Below are 17,362 nucleotides of genomic sequence, written 5' to 3'. Positions count from 1 at the left end.
ACCACCAGCCGAAACGGGTCCCGGCTACGCCGACGGGAGGTTCTGCAGGACCGACTCGGCGACCTTCGCCGCTGCGTCGCAGCTTCCGCCCACCTCGAGCGGGGCTCCGGGGCCGACCAGGGCCGTGAGCTTGAGGCTTCCCGCGTCCGTGACGTCCATCGTCAGGTGGCAGCCCGTTTCGTCGTTGACGATCGCCGACGGGTAGCCCGCGATCGGCAGCTCCTGGGCGCCCTGGTTGGCCTGCACGAACTGCTGGTAGGTGCCGGTGGGGTCCGCGGCCACGAACACCGACCAGCCGGGAGCGCCCGGAGCGCCTGAGCGGAATTCGCAACCCTGCTTGCCGTTCTGCTCCGCCTGCTTCGGCTCCTGGTCCAGCACCAGGGTTTTCAGCTGTTCCTCGGTGAGCACGGCGCACGGGTCGGACGTCGGCAGCGTCTTCTGCGGGGCCGATCGGCCGGGAGCGTCCGGCTGGTCGGCCGGGGTTGCACCGGAACTGCAGCCCGCCAGCAGCAGGCCTGCCACGATCACGCCGGCAGCGAGTCCCTCGCGCAAGTTCCGCCTCCTCGGGTCGCGGGCCGCCGCCCGCACCGGATCAGTGTCAGCGAACCCTGCCACACGCCGCGAAATTGGCACAACCACTCGCGCGGCGACCGGGAACTTTCCCGTTCAGTCGTCGTTGTTCCCGTTCCCGTTCCCGTTGCCGTTGTTCTCGCGAACCTTCCGCCACTGTTCGCGGTCCTCCTCCAGGCGCTTGCGGTACTCCTCCCACTTCGCCACCTGCTCCTGGTGGTCGTCCACCCGGATCTCCGGCAGCGGCGGCGCGACGACCGGCGGGTCCGGGGTGACCGTCACGGTGACCGGGGCGGGCGGCTCCGGCAGCGGCATGGTGCGGACGTCCTCGGCGACCCGTTCGGTCGCGGTGAGCAGCGCGCGAGCGGCTTCCGTGGCGAGTTCACCGCGTGCCTGGGCTTCGGCGATCGCGCGGTGCAGCTCGCCGAGCGCCATCTCCGCCGCGGGGCGATCGTTGTTCGCCGCCGCGGTCTTCACCTCCTCCACGTGGCTGAGCAGCTGCTCGCGGATCTGCGGATCCATCGCCCGGGGCTCGCTGCCGCAGCCGGCGAGCACCAGCAGCAGGGCAGGCAGCAGAAGGCGTTTCATTCGCGGATCAGCCCCTCCAGGGTGGCGAGATCTTCCGGCAGCCGCTCCACCCCGGGCGGGCCGGACACCGGCGGCAGGGACTTCGGCTCCGGAGCCGAGGGCAGGGTGAAGAACACGATCAGCGCCACCAGCAGCACCCCGAGCCCGGTGCCTGCGAACAGCCAGGGCTTCAGGCTGCGGCGCGGTTCGGGCTGCGGTTTCGGCAGCAGCTGCGTCACCGGGCGGGTGGATTGGATGCGCGGGATGACGTCGGTCGACCGGCCGGCCAGCAGGTCCGCGCACTCGGCCGCGGTCGGCCGCCGGGCCGGATCGGAGCCCGTCATCAGCAGCAGCGCCCGGTGCAGGCCGCTGGGCAGCTCCAGCGGCACCTCCGGCGAGCGGACCAGCCGCGCCACGGCGCTCTCCGCACCGGAACCGGGGTATTCGACCCTGCCCGTCGCGCATTCCAGCAGCACCAGCCCCAGCGCGTAGACGTCGGCCGGATAACCGACCTCACCGCCGCTGACCTGCTCCGGGGACATGTAGGTGGCGGTCCCGATGAGCACTCCGGAGCTGGTCATGCGCCCGGCGGCGGCGGCGAGCCGGGAGATGCCGAAATCGGCGAGGTAGACGCTGCCGTCACCGGCGATGAGCACGTTGGAGGGTTTGACGTCGCGGTGCACGATCCCGTTGTCGTGCACGTGGGCCAGCACGTCGGCGAGCCGGGAGCCGATCTCGGCGACGCGCTGCGGCGGCAGCGCCCCGTGGTGGACCTCGTCGGCGAGCGTGCGGCCCTCGACCAGCTCCATGATCAGGTAGAGCTCGTCGGCCCCGGCGCTGAAGTCGTGCACGGTGACCAGGCCCGGATGGCTGAGCCCGGCGAGGATGCGGGCCTCCTCGGCGAACCGCTCCCGCCCCGCGGCATCGGCACCGGAGCGGAACACCTTCGCCGCCACGACCCGCTGCAACCGGGTGTCCATCGCCCGGTGCACATCGGCCATCCCGCCACTGCCGATGCGGGTACCCAGCCGGTACCGCCCGCCCAGCAGAGGTGCCTCACCCATCGACCCCTCCGGTCCTTGCGCTCCCGAAACGACACTAGCCGAACCGGAGCACCCACCTGCGGGACGACCGGGGGACAACATCTACGGAGCAAACGGGTTGACAGCCACGGCCCGAGTCCTCCCGCGGATCGAGAGCCACAGCGTCAACGCAGGTGAAGGAACTAAACGAAGAGGAACACCGCCGCAACGAGCAGGTAACCCAACGCCAGCGCGTAGCCGACGATCCGCGCGACCCAGGCCAGCGGGGAGAGCCGCACCCGAGCGATCCCGTCGCTGTTGCTGAACTTGCCCCAGTAGAACGTGCTGTACACAGCACCGATCAACCCGACGATGATCCCGACCCAGCCCAGTGCACCATCACGATCGATGTTCGACAGCACCACACCGCCGGCCATCAGCCCCCACGGCACCAGCACGGCGGCCACCCGCCCAGCAGTCCAGCGCCAAGCCTCAACAACCACTTCTCAACTCCAGTCCCGCGATCCTCATTTCCGCCGAGTTCCCCTGCCCGCATCAGGACTGGCGAGCCGCCAGACCTTCAATCACGAGAAGCGCCACCAGCCTTCGATCAGCTTGACGAGCTGCTCCTCCGAGCACGCACCCGGCACCTACACCTGGCCGAAGGTCATGGCCAGCAACCGATCGACCGTGTCCGCGCTCTGCATGCTTTCCCCGCGAGCAGTCAGATCGAGTGTTGATCCGTCCACAAGGGACACCCGAAGGAACTTCCGCTCCTTCCCCTTCACCTTGTACTCGACGGTGCTGACGTTCGCGATGATGTTCCTGGGAAACTCCGCGTGCACGGTAAGCGTCGGCAGCTGGACCGCACGAAGCGGCGACCCGCCCTGCTCATCCGAGCCACCGCTGATCTTCTTCTTCAAACCGCCCAGCAGGCCTGCCACGGACTCCGACTCCTTCGCGGACGATTCGAGCAGCCCAAGGCGATGCGACGTCAGAATCCAGATGAACTCACGACCGGACTTCCCGTTCACACCAGTGGCCTGCCACGCCCCCAGCTGCGAAGCAGCCAGGCAATCGCGGCTCTGCCCCGAAACGACCGCCTTCGGAATGCCCGGGTTACCACTCGCCTCATCGGTCGGCGAGATCGCTTCCAGCGCAAGCCCGGCGACACCACTGGCAACGCCACCGATCACCTTGCCCGCAGTCCACCGCTTGTCACCCCGCTCATCGAGCCCGGAGACCTGGTAGTAGACGTACCCCGCCTTCCCCGCGGTGTATTCCAGGGGATGACACCAAAGGATCTTCTCGTCCGGTGCACACCAGAAAGCACGAGCGGACAGCACTTCGATCACGAGAAGTCCTTCCTCACAGGCCTGGCAGGTGGAGCTTCGTGACCACCTCGACCGTCGATCCGTCATCGAACCGGTTGATGGAGAAACCGGTTCCGGTGGACCAACGCCCCTTGATGTTCTTGGGTTCCTTGGAAAAACGACCGCTCGGACACTCCCAGAGCGTGATCAAGCCCTCACTTCCGCGGAGCGCTCCCGAAAGCTCGGAGACAGCACTGATCGCCGAACGCGCTTTGCCGAGAAATCGGCCGAAGCCCTTGGACTCTTCCGCGTTCTCCGCGCCAACGCTTTCCTGGGAGTCGTCTCCCGAACCGGAGCTGCGGAGCACAGCCGAGTCGACGACTACCGCGATACGGCGGTCGGTACCGATGAACCAGCCCTCCGGGCCGGCGGCGGCCAGCTGGTCCGCGCATCGGATCGCTTCCCGGCCAGGCGAGTCAGCGGCTGCCCAGCCGCGGATCGTCGGGTCGTGCACCCATTCGTCCCCGTGGAACCGCCCCTCCCGGACCACGACGGTCGGCAAGAGGACGTCGCCGAGATCGACCTCCAGGTCGCTTCGGACCTGATTCTTCGGCGTATGCGGCGCTTCGTGCACACCACCGATCACAGCGCCCAGGTGAATGCGCTCAGCGGAACCGCCGCCGTACTCCTGCAGCCGCTCCCCCGGCTGAAGCCAACCGTCCTCGACCAGTTTGATGAGCTGCTTCGCAGATTTCACCGTCAGCACCTATTCCTGAGCGCACACCAGAAAAGCACGAGCGGACAGAGCCTCGATCACGAGAAACCACGCTCCTGCGCCTGACTGCGCTGCTCGTCCGACAAGTCCCCTTGGAACCATCCCTTGCCGGTGTCGTACACCGCATTCGCCCCTTGCTCTACAGCGGCGTCGGACACGACTTCCGTGCCAGCGGTCATCGCTGCTTGGCCGAACGTCGCCTTCCCACCGAGGACGCCGCTGAGCACATGCGAACCCGCCGTGCTCGCGAGCCCCTGGACACCCTTGATGTCCTGAACGAACTGATCGCGTTGGTCCTTGAGCTCTTGCTTGGCCCGGTCGGTGGCCGCCTCGGCGATCCGGCGGTCGAAGTCCTGGATCGTGTCGGCGTGCTGCTTGGTGACGTCCTGGAGGAACTTGCCTCCTGTGGTGCTGAGGGTGTCGCCGTCCGCCTTGGTGAGGAACTTGGCCACCGGGTTGGCGTCGATCTTCCGCGCCACCGCCTGCTGGATCATGTTGCCGTCGCGCAGCTTGTTCATCTTCTCGATGACCTGGCGGAGCTTGCCCGCTTCGCGCAGTTGCTGCAGCAGCCTCTCGATCTTCTGGAACATCTGGTACAGCTTTCGCTGCACCTGCATGACTCGGGTGGTGATGCGGACGCCGGTGGCGCCGACCTGGACCGCCGTTCCCGCGCTCGCCGCGCCGACCGATGCTCCCGCCGTGATCCACGACGCCGCCAGCGCGGCCAGCCACTGGACGATCAGTCCGATGATCAGCTCGGTGACGGTCTGGATGAAGAACTCGACGACCATGTCGAAGATGTCGGCGATCATGTCCAGCGTGCCCTTGAGGTCGCGGATGTCCGCGGCCAGGGCCTTCACGCCTTCGCCGAACTCGGTCATCTGCTTCCGGAAGGCGTCGCCGTCCTTGCCGATCCAGGTCTCGGCCGTGGCCTGCGCTCGCTGCGGCTCCTGCGCGGCGACCTGGTCCAGCCAGCCGGCGACCTTCTCCCAGCCCTCACCCGTGGCGCGCATCTGCTCGGGGTCGCCGACCGCCCATTCGACCAGCTCGATCAGCGGGCTGAGCACGATGGACACCAGGAAGCCCAGACCGTTGCTCATCAACGCCTGGCCCGGGCTGGTCAGCAGCTCCAGCTGCTCCATCCGCATCGACACCATCGCGGCGCCCCACTCGGGCGGACTCGACGCGTCGGCGAGGTCCTGACCGGCTCCCACCAGCGACGAGCCCCGACCGGCGGCCTGGTCGAACCAGTTCTTCTGGTCCCCGTCACCGTTGTTCAAGGTCTGGAAGTCGCCCGGCCCCTGGGGCGCGGTCATCCTGCCAGCCCCTCTCCGGCCTTCTTCAGCATCTCGGAGATCTGCTCTTCGGTGTCGGCGTAGTCCTTGAGCGTGTCGTCGAGCGCCTGCTTGGTCTTGACCAGGAACTCCTGGGCCTTGGTCGCCAGGTCCTGGCACTCCTGGACGCTGTCCAGGTAGATGCTGCTGAGGCCGACCATGTCACCGATGGGGCCGAAGCACTGGTCGTCGACCTGGGCCTGGTGGAGCAGGTCGGCGAGTTGGCCGAACTTCTCGGACAGGCTCTCCGAACCCTGGCCGTGGCCGGTCAGGGTTTCCGGAGTCATCTTCAAATCAGTCATCGCCGCATCCGTCAGCGCAGGAAGGAGCCTGCCGAGAAGTCGTCGTCATCGTCGAAGCCGGTGTTGCGCCGCGGCTGGTTGGGCGTTGCCGGGGGCGCGGACGGCTCCTGTCGCGGGGGCGCGGGCGGCGGGGTCGCTGCCTGCGGGGTGGCGGGCTCTTCGTCGGGGGTGGTCGGCTTGATCGCCATGCCTTCCGCCTTGAAGGCCTGCTGGAACTGGTCGTAGTGGTCGCCGAGGATCGGCGCCACCGCGTTGTTCATCTGCTCCGCCGCGCTCGCGGTCGCCTCGCGGATCGTCGCCATGATCTGCTGCTGCAGGTCGTTGGCCGACTGGCGGACCGCGTTCGGCGCCAGGCGCAGGTCCAGCACCGCACCCGACGGCGCCACCGTCACCGTCACCGACCGGTCCTGGCTGCTCGCCGTGCCCTGCATGCCCTGCATCGCCGACTGCAGCTCCGACGCCTTCTGCGCCTGCTCCTCGAACTTGCGCATCATTTCCTGAATGCGCTCAGACGCACTGCTCACCGTCTGTCCCCTAACAATTCCCGGTCCGTTGATCCGAGCCTACCCAACGGCCGACGACGGCTTCGCCGCTTTGGAAACGCGTTCTCGGACGCAAATCAGTCATTCCGGGCCGCAGCGCTGCTGAACCGAACACGGCGGACGATCTGCACGAACACGACGACGATCAGGAGGCTGGAGGCGCTCATCAGGACGAACAGCACGTTCAGGCCGGTCTTGTCGTAGCGGTCCGGGAGGAGGACCGTCGTCGGGCCGGTGCAGCTGATCTCCGCCCGCCCGGCGAACCACGCAGGCTCCGGAGCCGGGAGGCGGGAGCTGCGGACGCTGTTGGGCGGGCGGTCGGGGACGAGCTCCCTCGGTTCGCCGGATTCCGGGATCACCTGGCACTTCACGTACTCGTCGCGGTGGGCCGCCAGGCCGAACGGCCGGCCCCGCTCCAGCTCCACCTGCACGACGGGGTCCGCAGTCGCCTCGTCGGCGCCGAATACGCGGGACCAGATGGTCATCTCGGTGGAGACCAGGAAGTAGCCCGCGGTGACCAGCCAGACCAGCACGAGCAGGACGATCCAGCGCAGCACGCGCGGCGGTTTCCTCTTCGCGACAGCGCCGTTCGCAGTGGGGTGCATGCGGATTTCCTATCAGGCGTTCAACCGCGCGATCAGCGGAACGGCGAAGGGCACCTCTCACCTGGATGGTGGGAGGTGCCCTTCGCGGGTTCGGATCAGCGGAGGAGGTCGGTCACCTGGTCGCGGATTCGGTGGGTCGCCGCGCGCAGGCCCGCTGGGGTCGGGCCGTGGCGGAGGATGTCCCTGGACGTCGTCGGCAGGACGTTCGGCAGCGCCTCGCCGAAGACCTCGCGGAGGGTCTCCACCGTGGCGCCCTGGGCGCCCAGGCCGGGGGCCAGGATCGGGCCGTTGAGCCGGGAGAAGTCCAGCTCGCCGGGATCGATCGTGGCGCCCGCGACCACTCCGACGTGGCCCATCGGGTCCGCGTCGCGGTTGGTCTCCGCCGCCGAGTCCACGATGTACTGGGCGACCGAGTCGCCGCTGCCGTGGATCGACCGCTGCAGGCCCGCGCCCTCCGGGTTGGAGGTCCGGGCCAGCACGAACACACCGCGACCGGTCTGCTCGGCCAGACCGATGGCCGGGGCCAGCGAGTCGTAGCCCAGGTACGGCGAGACCGTGATCGCATCCGCCGCCATCGGGGCGTGCTCGTCCAGGTAGGCCATCGAGTAGGCCGTCATGGTCGAGCCGATGTCACCGCGCTTGACGTCCAGCAGGACCAGCGCACCGGCCTGCTGCGACTCGCGGATCACCTTCTCCAGCACCGCGATCCCGGCCGAGCCGTAGACCTCGAAGAACGCCGACTGCGGCTTGAGCAGCGCGACCTCGCCGGCCAGCGCCTCCACCGCGGTCATCGCGAACCGCTCCAGCGAGGCGGGCGACTCGTCGAGGTCCCAGGCCAGCAGCAGCGACGGGTGCGGGTCGATGCCCACGCACAGCGGGCCGCGCGCCTCCACCGCGTCGGTCAGCCGCCGGCCGAAGCTCGCCCGCAGCCGGGCGGTCATCGCTGTTCACCGCCCTGCCGCAGCGCCGCCTGCAGCGCCTGGAGCGGCCGGACGCCGATGTTGCCCTGGATGGCGGCCTCGATGCCCTGCACCGCCGCGGCCGCGCCCTGCACCGTGGTGATGCACGGGATGTCGCGGGACACCGCCGCGGTGCGGATCTCGTAGCCGTCGACGCGCGGGCCCGGGTTGCCGTACGGGGTGTTGATCACCATGTCGACCTCGCCGGCCTTGACCAGCTCGACGATGTCGCGCTCCCCGTCGACCTTCTCGATGTGCTTGCGGACCACCGTGGACGGAATCCCGTTGCGCCGCAGCACCTCCGCGGTGCCGCTGGTGGCCAGGATCTCGAAGCCCAGGTCCGCCAGCCGCTTGACCGGGAACACCAGGGACCGCTTGTCCTTGTTGGCCACCGAGACGAACACCTTGCCGGAGGTCGGCAGCGAGCCGTAGGCGCCCGCCTGGGACTTGGCGAAGGCCTGCCCGAAGGAGACGTCGATGCCCATCACCTCGCCGGTCGACTTCATCTCCGGTCCGAGCAGCGAGTCCACCCCGACGCCCTCGCGGGTGCGGAACCGGTGGAACGGCAGCACCGCTTCCTTGACCGCCACCGGCGCGTCGATCGGCAGGTCCGCGCCGTCGCCCTCGCCGGGCAGCACGCCTTCGGCGCGCAGGTCGGCGATCTTGGCGCCGAGCATGATCCGCGCGGCCGCCTTGGCCAGCGGTGCGGCGGTCGCCTTCGACACGAACGGCACGGTCCGCGAAGCGCGCGGGTTGGCCTCCAGCACGTAGAGCACGTCGTCCTTGAGCGCGTACTGCACGTTGAGCAGGCCGTGCACGCCGATGCCGCGCGCGATGGCCTCAGTGGACCGACGCACCATCTCGATGTCCTGGCGCCCCAACGTGATCGGCGGCAACGCGCACGCCGAGTCGCCGGAGTGGATGCCGGCCTCCTCGATGTGCTCCATCACGCCGCCGAGGTAGATGTCGGTGCCGTCGCACAGCGCGTCCACGTCGATCTCGATGGCGTCGTCGAGGAAGTTGTCCACCAGCACCGGGTGCTCCGGGGTGACCTCGGTGGCGCGGGCGATGTAGTTCTCCAGCGACGCCTCGTCGTAGACGATCTCCATGCCGCGCCCGCCGAGCACGTAGGACGGCCGCACCAGCACCGGGTAGCCGATCTCGTCGGCGATCCGCTTGGCGCCCTCGAAGGAGGTCGCGGTGCCGTACTTCGGCGCGGGCAGGCCCGCTCCGGCCAGCACGTCGCCGAACGCGCCGCGGTCCTCGGCCAGGTGGATGGCCTCCGGCGGGGTGCCCACGATCGGCACGCCCGCCTCGGCCAGCCGCTTGGCCAGGCCCAGCGGGGTCTGGCCGCCCAGCTGCACGATCACGCCCGCGACCGTGCCCGAGCGCTGCTCGGAGTGCACGACCTCCAGCACGTCCTCGAAGGTCAGCGGCTCGAAGTACAGCCGGTCCGAGGTGTCGTAGTCGGTGGAGACCGTCTCCGGGTTGCAGTTGACCATCACGGTCTCGTACCCGGCCTCGCGCAGCGCCATCGCGGCGTGCACGCAGGAGTAGTCGAACTCGATGCCCTGGCCGATGCGGTTCGGGCCGGAGCCGAGGATGATCACCTTCGGCCGCTCGCGCTGCTCGGTGACCTCCGACTCGGCCGCCGGGTCGGACTCGTAGGCCGAGTAGTGGTACGGCGTGTGCGCGGCGAACTCGGCCGCGCAGGTGTCCACCGTCTTGTAGACCGGCCGCACGCCCAGGCGGTGCCGCAGGGTGCGGACGCCGTCCTCACCGGCCAGTTCCGGCCGCAGCGCGGCGATCTGGCGGTCCGACAGCCCGGCCCGCTTGGCCCGCCGCAGCAGCGCGGCGTCCAGCACCGCGGCCTCGACGAGCTCGGCGCGCAGCTCCACCCACGCCGCGATCTGGTCGACGAACCACGGGTCGATGCCCGAGGCCTCGTGCACCTGCTCCACCGAAGCGCCCAGCCGCAACGCGCGCTCCACCGTGTAGAGGCGGCCGTCGTGCGGCGTGCGCAGCTGCTCCAAAGTAGACTCGACGGTGCCGCCATCGGGGTCGGCCCCAAGAGAATCGGGCACAGTCCAGAAGCCCGCCGCCTTGGTCTCCATCGAGCGCAGCGCCTTGCCCAGCGCCTCGGAGAAGCTGCGGCCCACGGCCATCGCCTCGCCGACGCTCTTCATCGTCGTGGTCAGCTCCTGGTCCGCGCCCGGGAACTTCTCGAAGGCGAACCGCGGCACCTTCACCACCACGTAGTCCAGCGTCGGCTCGAAGCTGGCCGGGGTCTCGCCGGTGATGTCGTTGCGGATCTCGTCGAGCGTGTAGCCCACCGCCAGCTTCGCGGCGATCTTGGCGATCGGGAAGCCGGTCGCCTTCGAGGCCAGCGCCGAGGAGCGCGACACCCGCGGGTTCATCTCGATGACGACCATCCGGCCGGTCTCCGGGTGGATGGCGAACTGGATGTTGCAGCCACCGGTGTCCACCCCGACCTCGCGCAGCACCGCGATGCCCACGTTGCGCATGTGCTGGTACTCGCGGTCGGTCAGCGTCATCGACGGCGCCACCGTGACCGAGTCACCGGTGTGCACGCCCATCGCGTCGATGTTCTCGATCGAGCAGATGACCACCACGTTGTCGGCGTGGTCGCGCATCAGCTCGAGCTCGTACTCCTTCCAGCCGAGGACGCTCTCCTCGATGAGCACCTCGTGCACCGGGGACTCGGCCAGCCCGAAGGAGGCCATCCGCTCCAGCTCGTCCTCGGTGTGCGCCATGCCCGAGCCCAGCCCGCCCATGGTGAAGCTGGGCCGGATGACCACCGGCAGGCCGCGCTCGGCGACGAACGCCCGCACGTCCTCCATCGACTTGCACACCGCCGACTCGGGCACCTCGCCGCCGACCGAGCGCACGATGTCCTTGAACCGCTGCCGGTCCTCGCCGCGCTGGATCGCCTCGATGTCCGCGCCGATCAGCTCCACGCCGTACTTCTCCAGCACGCCGAGCTCGTCGAGGGCCATCGCGGTGTTCAGCGCGGTCTGCCCGCCCAGCGTGGCCAGGATGGCGTCGGGCCGCTCGGCGGCGATCACCTTCTCCACGAACTCCGGGGTGATCGGCTCGATGTAGGTGGCGTCGGCGAACTCCGGGTCGGTCATGATCGTCGCCGGGTTGGAGTTCACCAGCGAGACGCGGATGCCCTCCTCGCGCAGCACCCGGCAGGCCTGGGTGCCGGAGTAGTCGAACTCGCACGCCTGGCCGATCACGATCGGCCCGGAACCGATGACGAGTACGTGCTTGATATCGGTCCGCTTCGGCATTTCAGCGCGCCTCACTCATCAGATCAACGAACTTGTCGAACAGCGGCGCGGCGTCGTGCGGGCCCGCTGCCGCTTCGGGGTGGTACTGGACGCTGAACGCCGGGCCGTCGAGCAGCCGCAGGCCCTCGACCGCACCGTCGTTGGCGCAGTGGTGGCTGACCATCGCGCGGCCGAAGTCGGTGTCGAAGTGCTCGCCCGGCTCGCCCTCCACGGCGAAGCCGTGGTTCTGCGCGGTGATCGCGACCTTGCCGGTCTCGGCGTCGATCACCGGGATGTTGATGCCCCGGTGGCCGTACTGCAGCTTGTAGGTGCCGCGGCCCAGCGCGCGGCCGAGGATCTGGTTGCCGAAGCAGATGCCGAACAGCGGCAGCTTGCGGTCCAGCACCTGGCGGGTCAGCTCGACCTGCGCGTCGGTGGTGGCCGGGTCGCCGGGGCCGTTGGACAGGAACAGCCCGTCCGGCCCGACCGAGAGGATCTCGTCCAGAGTGGACGCCAGCGGCAGCACGTGCACCTCGATGCCGCGCTCGGCCATCATCCGCGGCGTGTTGGACTTGATGCCCAGGTCCAGCGCGGCGACGGTGAACCGCTTCTCGCCGATCGCCGGGACGACGTAGGGCTTGGCCGTGGTGACGTCACCGGCCAGCGAAGCGCCGACCATCTCGGCACCGGCCTGGACCGCGGTGATCATCTGTTCGTCGGTGCCCAGCTCCGGGCCGGAGAAGATGCCGCCGCGCATCGCGCCCAGCTCGCGGACGTGCCGGGTCAGGGTCCGGGTGTCGATGCCCGCGATGCCCACGACCTCCTGGCGCACCAGCTCCTCGTCCAGCGAGCGGCGGGAGCGCCAGTTCGACGGCCGGCGGGCGGGGTCGCGCACGGCGTAGCCGGCGACCCAGATCTGCGCGGACTCGTCGTCCTCGTCGTTCCAGCCGGTGTTGCCGATCTGCGGCGCGGTCTGCACCACGATCTGGCGGTGGTAGGAGGGGTCGGTCAGGGTCTCCTGGTAGCCGGTCATGCCGGTGGTGAACACGACCTCGCCGAGGGTCCGGCCCACCTTGCCGTAGGCCTCCCCGCGGAAGATCCGGCCGTCCTCCAGCACCAGCGCGGCCGGGATGTTCTCGCTCATTTCTCCTCCTGCCGCGACTCAGCCGAGCCGCCGGTAGTTTCTTCGGGCCGCGCGGCGGGCGCACCCGCGCCCACGACCTCGTCGGCGGGGGCCAGGGCGCGGATCGCTTCGACCCACTCGGTCTGCGCGTCCTTGTCGTCACCGCGGAAACCGGTGTCCAGCAGCACCTCGCCCAGGCGCCAGGTCACCACGACCAGGCCCGCGCCGGGCACCACCTTGTTGGCCAGCTTGTGGTCCAGGCGGCAGTCCACGACGGACTCGGCCGGGATCCACATGTCGCTGGCACCGGTGCGGCGCAGCAGCAGGCCGGCGGCGTAGAGGTGCGCGCTGCCGTTGGCCCGGTGACCGACGTCGCCCACCGCGATGCGGTCCTGCCAGTCGGTGGCCTTCGTGGTGCCGACGTACATGCCGGTGGCGGCGGGCCGCAGCTCCTCGCCCGGCTCGACCGGCGGCGCCGGGAAGTCCGGCAGCTCAGCGGCCTGGCGCCGGGCCCGGCCGCGCCAGCCGCGCCACATCCCGAAGAACACCAGAGCGACCATCGCGGCCAGCCCCACGACCCACAGGGTGCGTTCCATCAGCGCCTCACCTTGCCCTCGTGTGCGGTGAGCCGTCCGCGCAGCAGCGTCGCGACCACCCGGCCCGGCAGCTGCATGCCGTCGAACGGCGAGTTCTCCCCGAGGCTGGCCAGCTCCGCCCCGCGCACCGTCCACTCGGCGTCGGGGTCGACCAGCACCAGGTTCGCCGGTTCTCCCGCCGCGACCGGACGGCCCTGGTCGGCCAGCCCGGCGATCTCGGCGGGACGTTCGCTCATCACCCGCGCGACGCCGCGCCAGTCCAGCAGCCCCGGCCGCACCATCGTCCGCACGACGATGCCGAGCGCGGTCTGCAGACCGAGCATGCCGGGCTTGGCGGCGGCCCACTCGCAGTCCTTGTCCTGCGCGGCGTGCGGGGCGTGGTCGGTGGCCACGCAGTCCACGGTGCCGTCCGCCAGCGCCTCGCGCAGCGCCATCACGTCGGCGTCGGTGCGCAGCGGCGGGTTGACCTTGTTGACCGGGTCGTAGGTCTCCAGCCGGTCGTCGGTCAGCAGCAGGTGGTGCGGCGTGACCTCGGCGGACACCGAACCAGCGGTCTTGCGGGACTTCCACCAGCGCAGGATGTCGGCGGTGCCGGAGGTGGAGACGTGGCAGATGTGCAGCGTGCCGCCGGTGTGCCCGGCCAGCAGGCAGTCGCGCGCGACGATCGCCTCCTCGGCCGGAGCGGGCCAGCCCGCCAGGCCCAGCCGCGCGGCGTTCGCGCCCTCGTGCGCCTGCGCGCCCACGGTCAGCCGCGGTTCCTCGGCGTGCTGCGCGACGACACCGCCGAAGGACTTCGTGTACTCCAGCGCCCGCCGCATGATCAGCGGGTCGTGCACGCAGTGGCCGTCGTCGGAGAAGATGCGGACCTCGGCGGCCGAGCGGCGCATGGTGCCCAGCTCGGCGAGCTTCTCGCCCTTCAGCCCGACCGTCACCGCGCCCACCGGGTGCACGTCGACCAGGCCGACCTCGCGGCCGCGCCGCCACACGTGCTCGACGATCACCGCGTTGTCGGCGACCGGATCGGTGTTGGCCATCGCGAAGACGGCGGTGTAGCCGCCCAGCGCCGCGGCGGCCGAACCGGTCTCGACGGTCTCGGCGTCCTCGCGGCCCGGTTCCCGCAGGTGGGTGTGCAGGTCGACGAAGCCGGGCAGCAGCACCGCGCCACCGGCGTGCACGATCTCGTCGGCGTCGACCTCGAGGTTCGCACCGATCTCGGCGATGGCCTCGCCGACGACCAGCACGTCAACCGGGTCACCCTCGCCGTAAGGACGGACGTCTTTCAACAGCAGTCGGCTCATGCCGAGAGCTCCTCTCCGGCCAGCAGGTGGTAGAGCACTGCCATCCGCACGTGCACGCCGTTGCTGACTTGCTGGGTGATGGCGGCTCGCGGGGAATCGGCGACTGCCGGGGCGATCTCCATGCCGCGCAGCATCGGGCCGGGGTGCAGCACGACCGCGTGCTCCGGCAGCTTGTCCAGCCGCGCCTGGTTGAGCCCGTAGGCGATGGAGTACTCGCGCGCCGACGGGAAGAAACCGCCGTGCATGCGCTCGGCCTGGACGCGCAGCATCATCACCGCGTCCAGCTTCGGCAGCTCCGGGTCCAGGTCGTGGCGCACCTCCGCGCCCCACTGGTCGGCGCCCGCGGGCACCAGCGTCGGCGGTGCCACGAGCACGACCTCGGCGCCCAGGGTGCGCAGCAGGTGCACGTTGGAGCGCGCGACCCGGCTGTGCAGGAGGTCGCCGACGATCGCGATGCGGCGGCCGGCCAGCTCGCCCAGGCGCTCGCGCAGGGTCGCGGCGTCCAGCAGCGCCTGCGTCGGGTGCTCGTGCATGCCGTCACCGGCGTTGACGACCTGCGTGCCGACCTCGTCCAGCCAGCCCGCCAGCCGGTGCGCCGCACCGGAGGCCGGGTGCCGCATGATCACGCAGTCGGCGCCCGCGGCGGCCAGCGTGAGGGCGGTGTCGCGCAGCGATTCGCCCTTGTTGACCGACGAGCTGCTGGCCGAGACGTTGATCACGTCGGCGCTCATCCACTTCCCGGCGACCTCGAAGGAGACCCGGGTGCGCGTGGAGTTCTCGTAGAACAGGGTCACCACCGTGCGCCCGCGCAACGTCGGCAGCTTCTTAACCTCGCGCCCCAGCAGCGTCTGCTTGAGCGTGTCGGCGGTGTCGAGAACGCTGGTCGCGGTGGCCGCGTCCAGACCCTCGGTGGACAACAGGTGGCGCATCACTCGTTCTCCAGCATCTTGCGGGACACCCGCACCCGGTCGGCTCCATGAACGAGGGAGTGGAGGTTGTCGTTCATTCCGCCTCCTGCCCGGCGTCGCGCCGAAGCACCACGCGGTCGTGCTCGCCGTCGGTCTCCGAGAGCTGCACGGCGACGTCCTCGGAGCGCGAGGTGGGGATGTTCTTGCCGACGTAGTCGGCGCGGATCGGCAGTTCGCGGTGGCCGCGGTCGACCAGCACCGCCAGCTGCACGGCGCGGGGACGGCCCTGGTCGCGCAGGGCGTCGAGGGCGGCGCGCACGGTGCGGCCGGAGAACAGCACGTCGTCGACGAGGACGACCAGTGCGTTGTCGATGCCCTCGACGGGCAGATCGGTGGGCTCCAGCGGGCGGTTCGGGCGCTTGCGCAGGTCGTCCCGGTAGAGCGTGATGTCCAGGGTGCCGGTGGGCACCGTCACCCCGCTGAACTCGCTGATCTTCGCGGCCAGCCGCCGCGCCAGCGGGGTCCCCCTGGTCGGGATGCCGAGCAGCACGACGTCGCTGCCGCCGGTGTCCAGGGCGGTCTTCTCGATGATCTGGTGAGCGATCCGGGCAATCGTGCGCGCAACGTCACCGGCCGAGAGCAGCTCCCGCTGCCCGACCGGGTCCGCCGCGCCCGCCGGTTGGCGTGACGCCACGGTGCGACCTCCTTCTCCGCCTCACTGGACGGATCCTTAAAGGATGGTGTGTGACCTGCCCCGCAGTCTCCGCGGCGAGAACGCCGCCGGACCGCCGGGCTCACCCGTACGCTATCAGCGCGCAGCGGTCAATCGTCCGGGTGGTGTGGTGGGACTCGCCCCATTGCCGACAAAGACCAACTTGACCTGGTGACGCTGGCGAGCGAACATTACTCTCCGTATCGATCTGAGCTTTGCTCCCCGGTCGGCACTATCGGCTGACGGGGCGAACGAACGGAGAAACGCCACATGGGCGACTACGCCAAGGCGCTGGGCAGCAAGCTCCGCGCTATCCGCCAGCAGCAGGGTCTGTCGCTGCACGGCGTCGAGCAGAAGTCTGGCGGGCGGTGGAAGGCCGTGGTCGTCGGGTCCTATGAGCGCGGCGACCGTGCGGTGACCGTGCAGAAGCTGGCCGAGCTGGCCGACTTCTACGGGGTTCCGGTCGCGGAACTGCTTCCGGAGGGCCGGGTGCCGTCCGGCGCCGAGCCCGCCACCAAGGTCGTGATCAACCTCGAGCGGCTGCAGCAGCTGCCCGCTGAGAAGGTGGGCCCGCTGGCCCGCTACGCGGCCACCATCCAGAGCCAGCGCGGTGACTACAACGGCAAGGTGCTGTCCATCCGCACCGAGGACCTGCGATCCCTGGCCATCATCTACGACATGACGCCGGGAGAGCTCACCGAGCAGCTCATCGACTGGGGTGTGCTTCCGCCGGAGGCCCGTCCCGCCCGCGAGGAGTGAGAACTTCGGCACAGGCCCGAAGGGCACCCCGAACCGACCGGTGAGGGGTGCCCTTCTCACATCCCCGATCGCGGGGCCGCGACGAGGTCGAGGGCACCTCTGGGCGAGCTGCTCGCTCGGAGGCGCCCTTCACCCGACGGGTGGCAGGACCTGGATGCGGGCATGACGAAGGGCACCTCCCGCCGGGTCGGCCGGCGGGAGGTGCCCTTCGGTATTCACACGTCCGTGTCGGGCGCCTGGTTACTTGACCGTCTTGCGGAGGCGGTTGCTGATGCCCGCGATGCGGCCCAGGATGCCGTTGACGAAGCGCGGCGAGTCATCCGTGGACAGCGCCTTGACCAGCTCGACCGCTTCGTCGATCGCCACGGCGGGCGGAACGTCCTCGCTCCACAGCAGCTCGTAGAGGCCCAGCCGCAGCACCGAGCGGTCCACCGCGGGCATCCGGTCCAGCGACCAGCCCTCGGCGTGCTGGGTGAGCAGCTCGTCGATCCGGCCGCGGTTCTCCGTGACACCCTCCACCAGGGTGACGGTGTAGTCGGCGACCGGCGGCACCTCCGGGGAACCGACCCGGTCGGACAGCAGGGTCACCGCGTCCACACCGCGCTGGTCGGCCTCGTAGAGGAAGTCCACCGCGCGCTTGCGCGCCTTGCTCCGTGAACCCACCTCACACCCTCTTCCCGGCCG

19 protein-coding genes are annotated in these 17,362 nt (G+C 69.9%); 1 reads left to right on the top strand and 18 read right to left on the bottom strand.

Annotation, left to right across the window (positions count from 1 at the left end; all coding sequences use genetic code 11):
- Positions 1 to 24: 24 nt before the first annotated feature.
- From ATL45_RS24595 to pyrR, 17 genes are all read right to left on the bottom strand, one after another.
- Positions 25 to 552, bottom strand: coding sequence for a DUF3558 domain-containing protein (locus ATL45_RS24595; protein WP_170210338.1), 528 nt, complete (start codon positions 550 to 552; stop codon positions 25 to 27).
- 114 nt (positions 553 to 666) lie between these two features.
- Complete coding sequence (locus tag ATL45_RS24590; RefSeq protein ID WP_093154128.1) at positions 667 to 1,158, bottom strand: hypothetical protein; 492 nt, start codon at positions 1,156 to 1,158, stop codon at positions 667 to 669.
- Complete coding sequence (locus ATL45_RS24585) at positions 1,155 to 2,201, bottom strand: serine/threonine-protein kinase (RefSeq protein ID WP_093154126.1); 1,047 nt, start codon at positions 2,199 to 2,201, stop codon at positions 1,155 to 1,157. Before ATL45_RS24585 ends, ATL45_RS24590 begins: the two co-directional genes overlap by 4 nt.
- Before the next feature lie 161 nt (positions 2,202 to 2,362).
- Entirely contained in the window at positions 2,363 to 2,626 is a 264-nt protein-coding gene (locus ATL45_RS24580) for a hypothetical protein (RefSeq protein ID WP_093154123.1), read from the bottom strand.
- Positions 2,627 to 2,809: 183 nt separating this feature from the next.
- Positions 2,810 to 3,514 carry a hypothetical protein gene (locus ATL45_RS24575; protein WP_093154120.1) on the bottom strand — a complete coding sequence of 235 codons (705 nt, stop codon included), beginning with the start codon at positions 3,512 to 3,514 and terminating at the stop codon, positions 2,810 to 2,812.
- 13 nt (positions 3,515 to 3,527) lie between these two features.
- Complete coding sequence (locus tag ATL45_RS24570; RefSeq protein ID WP_143121674.1) at positions 3,528 to 4,229, bottom strand: hypothetical protein; 702 nt, start codon at positions 4,227 to 4,229, stop codon at positions 3,528 to 3,530.
- A gap of 56 nt (positions 4,230 to 4,285) precedes the next feature.
- Entirely contained in the window at positions 4,286 to 5,563 is a 1,278-nt protein-coding gene (locus ATL45_RS24565) for a WXG100 family type VII secretion target (protein ID WP_177241995.1), read from the bottom strand.
- Entirely contained in the window at positions 5,560 to 5,883 is a 324-nt protein-coding gene (locus ATL45_RS24560; protein ID WP_246025520.1) for a hypothetical protein, read from the bottom strand. The genes ATL45_RS24565 and ATL45_RS24560 overlap by 4 nt, the downstream gene beginning before the upstream one ends.
- Positions 5,884 to 5,894: 11 nt before the next feature.
- On the bottom strand, positions 5,895 to 6,377 hold the full coding sequence (locus ATL45_RS24555; RefSeq protein WP_093154115.1) for a YbaB/EbfC family nucleoid-associated protein: 483 nt from the start codon (positions 6,375 to 6,377) through the stop codon (positions 5,895 to 5,897).
- Between the two features lie 125 nt (positions 6,378 to 6,502).
- Positions 6,503 to 7,030, bottom strand: a complete 528-nt coding sequence (locus tag ATL45_RS24550; protein WP_093154113.1) for a hypothetical protein — start codon at positions 7,028 to 7,030, stop codon at positions 6,503 to 6,505.
- A 95-nt stretch (positions 7,031 to 7,125) separates the two neighbouring features.
- Positions 7,126 to 7,971, bottom strand: coding sequence for an orotidine-5'-phosphate decarboxylase (gene pyrF / locus ATL45_RS24545; protein ID WP_093154110.1), 846 nt, complete (start codon positions 7,969 to 7,971; stop codon positions 7,126 to 7,128).
- Positions 7,968 to 11,303: a carbamoyl-phosphate synthase large subunit gene (gene carB, locus ATL45_RS24540; protein ID WP_093154107.1), complete on the bottom strand. Its 3,336-nt coding sequence runs from the start codon at positions 11,301 to 11,303 to the stop codon at positions 7,968 to 7,970. The genes pyrF and carB overlap by 4 nt, the downstream gene beginning before the upstream one ends.
- A 1-nt stretch (position 11,304) precedes the next feature.
- The gene (gene carA, locus ATL45_RS24535) at positions 11,305 to 12,426 is read right to left on the bottom strand and encodes a glutamine-hydrolyzing carbamoyl-phosphate synthase small subunit (RefSeq protein ID WP_093154104.1); all 1,122 of its coding nucleotides are present in this window, start codon (positions 12,424 to 12,426) and stop codon (positions 11,305 to 11,307) included.
- Complete coding sequence (locus ATL45_RS24530; protein ID WP_246025519.1) at positions 12,423 to 13,001, bottom strand: PH-like domain-containing protein; 579 nt, start codon at positions 12,999 to 13,001, stop codon at positions 12,423 to 12,425. The genes carA and ATL45_RS24530 overlap by 4 nt, the downstream gene beginning before the upstream one ends.
- On the bottom strand, positions 13,001 to 14,299 hold the full coding sequence (locus ATL45_RS24525) for a dihydroorotase (RefSeq protein WP_093154101.1): 1,299 nt from the start codon (positions 14,297 to 14,299) through the stop codon (positions 13,001 to 13,003). The genes ATL45_RS24530 and ATL45_RS24525 overlap by 1 nt, the downstream gene beginning before the upstream one ends.
- Positions 14,296 to 15,228, bottom strand: coding sequence for an aspartate carbamoyltransferase catalytic subunit (locus ATL45_RS24520; RefSeq protein ID WP_093154099.1), 933 nt, complete (start codon positions 15,226 to 15,228; stop codon positions 14,296 to 14,298). The genes ATL45_RS24525 and ATL45_RS24520 overlap by 4 nt, the downstream gene beginning before the upstream one ends.
- A 73-nt stretch (positions 15,229 to 15,301) precedes the next feature.
- A complete protein-coding gene (pyrR, locus tag ATL45_RS24515) occupies positions 15,302 to 15,901 on the bottom strand; it encodes a bifunctional pyr operon transcriptional regulator/uracil phosphoribosyltransferase PyrR (RefSeq protein WP_093154097.1) in 600 nt (199 codons plus the stop codon).
- 288 nt (positions 15,902 to 16,189) lie between these two features.
- On the opposite strand from pyrR, the gene bldD reads away from it, so the two are divergent.
- A complete protein-coding gene (bldD, locus tag ATL45_RS24510) occupies positions 16,190 to 16,678 on the top strand; it encodes a transcriptional regulator BldD (protein ID WP_010311046.1) in 489 nt (162 codons plus the stop codon).
- A gap of 240 nt (positions 16,679 to 16,918) precedes the next feature.
- On the opposite strand, the gene nusB is transcribed toward bldD, so the two are convergent.
- Positions 16,919 to 17,341: a transcription antitermination factor NusB gene (gene nusB, locus ATL45_RS24505; protein WP_093154095.1), complete on the bottom strand. Its 423-nt coding sequence runs from the start codon at positions 17,339 to 17,341 to the stop codon at positions 16,919 to 16,921.
- Positions 17,342 to 17,362 lie beyond the last annotated feature (21 nt).

The sequence above is a fragment of the Saccharopolyspora antimicrobica genome, from assembly GCF_003635025.1.
In the GTDB taxonomy this organism is placed as follows: Bacteria; Actinomycetota; Actinomycetes; order Mycobacteriales; family Pseudonocardiaceae; genus Saccharopolyspora; species Saccharopolyspora antimicrobica.
This window is presented reverse-complemented; position numbering and strand designations above follow the sequence as displayed.

Bases quoted from the DNA above. Each gene is read 5' to 3' on its own strand.
- ATL45_RS24550 (WP_093154113.1), bottom strand. From the start codon at position 7,030: ATGCACCCCACTGCGAACGGCGCTGTCGCGAAGAGGAAACCGCCGCGC.
- ATL45_RS24560 (WP_246025520.1), bottom strand. From the start codon at position 5,883: ATGACTGATTTGAAGATGACTCCGGAAACCCTGACCGGCCACGGCCAG.
- carA (WP_093154104.1), bottom strand. From the start codon at position 12,426: ATGAGCGAGAACATCCCGGCCGCGCTGGTGCTGGAGGACGGCCGGATC.
- ATL45_RS24530 (WP_246025519.1), bottom strand. From the start codon at position 13,001: ATGGAACGCACCCTGTGGGTCGTGGGGCTGGCCGCGATGGTCGCTCTG.
- ATL45_RS24565 (WP_177241995.1), bottom strand. From the start codon at position 5,563: ATGACCGCGCCCCAGGGGCCGGGCGACTTCCAGACCTTGAACAACGGT.
- ATL45_RS24555 (WP_093154115.1), bottom strand. From the start codon at position 6,377: ATGATGCGCAAGTTCGAGGAGCAGGCGCAGAAGGCGTCGGAGCTGCAG.
- pyrF (WP_093154110.1), bottom strand. From the start codon at position 7,971: ATGACCGCCCGGCTGCGGGCGAGCTTCGGCCGGCGGCTGACCGACGCG.
- bldD (WP_010311046.1), top strand. From the start codon at position 16,190: ATGGGCGACTACGCCAAGGCGCTGGGCAGCAAGCTCCGCGCTATCCGC.
- ATL45_RS24585 (WP_093154126.1), bottom strand. From the start codon at position 2,201: ATGGGTGAGGCACCTCTGCTGGGCGGGCGGTACCGGCTGGGTACCCGC.
- ATL45_RS24590 (WP_093154128.1), bottom strand. From the start codon at position 1,158: ATGAAACGCCTTCTGCTGCCTGCCCTGCTGCTGGTGCTCGCCGGCTGC.
- ATL45_RS24525 (WP_093154101.1), bottom strand. From the start codon at position 14,299: ATGAGCCGACTGCTGTTGAAAGACGTCCGTCCTTACGGCGAGGGTGAC.
- carB (WP_093154107.1), bottom strand. From the start codon at position 11,303: ATGCCGAAGCGGACCGATATCAAGCACGTACTCGTCATCGGTTCCGGG.
- ATL45_RS24520 (WP_093154099.1), bottom strand. From the start codon at position 15,228: ATGCGCCACCTGTTGTCCACCGAGGGTCTGGACGCGGCCACCGCGACC.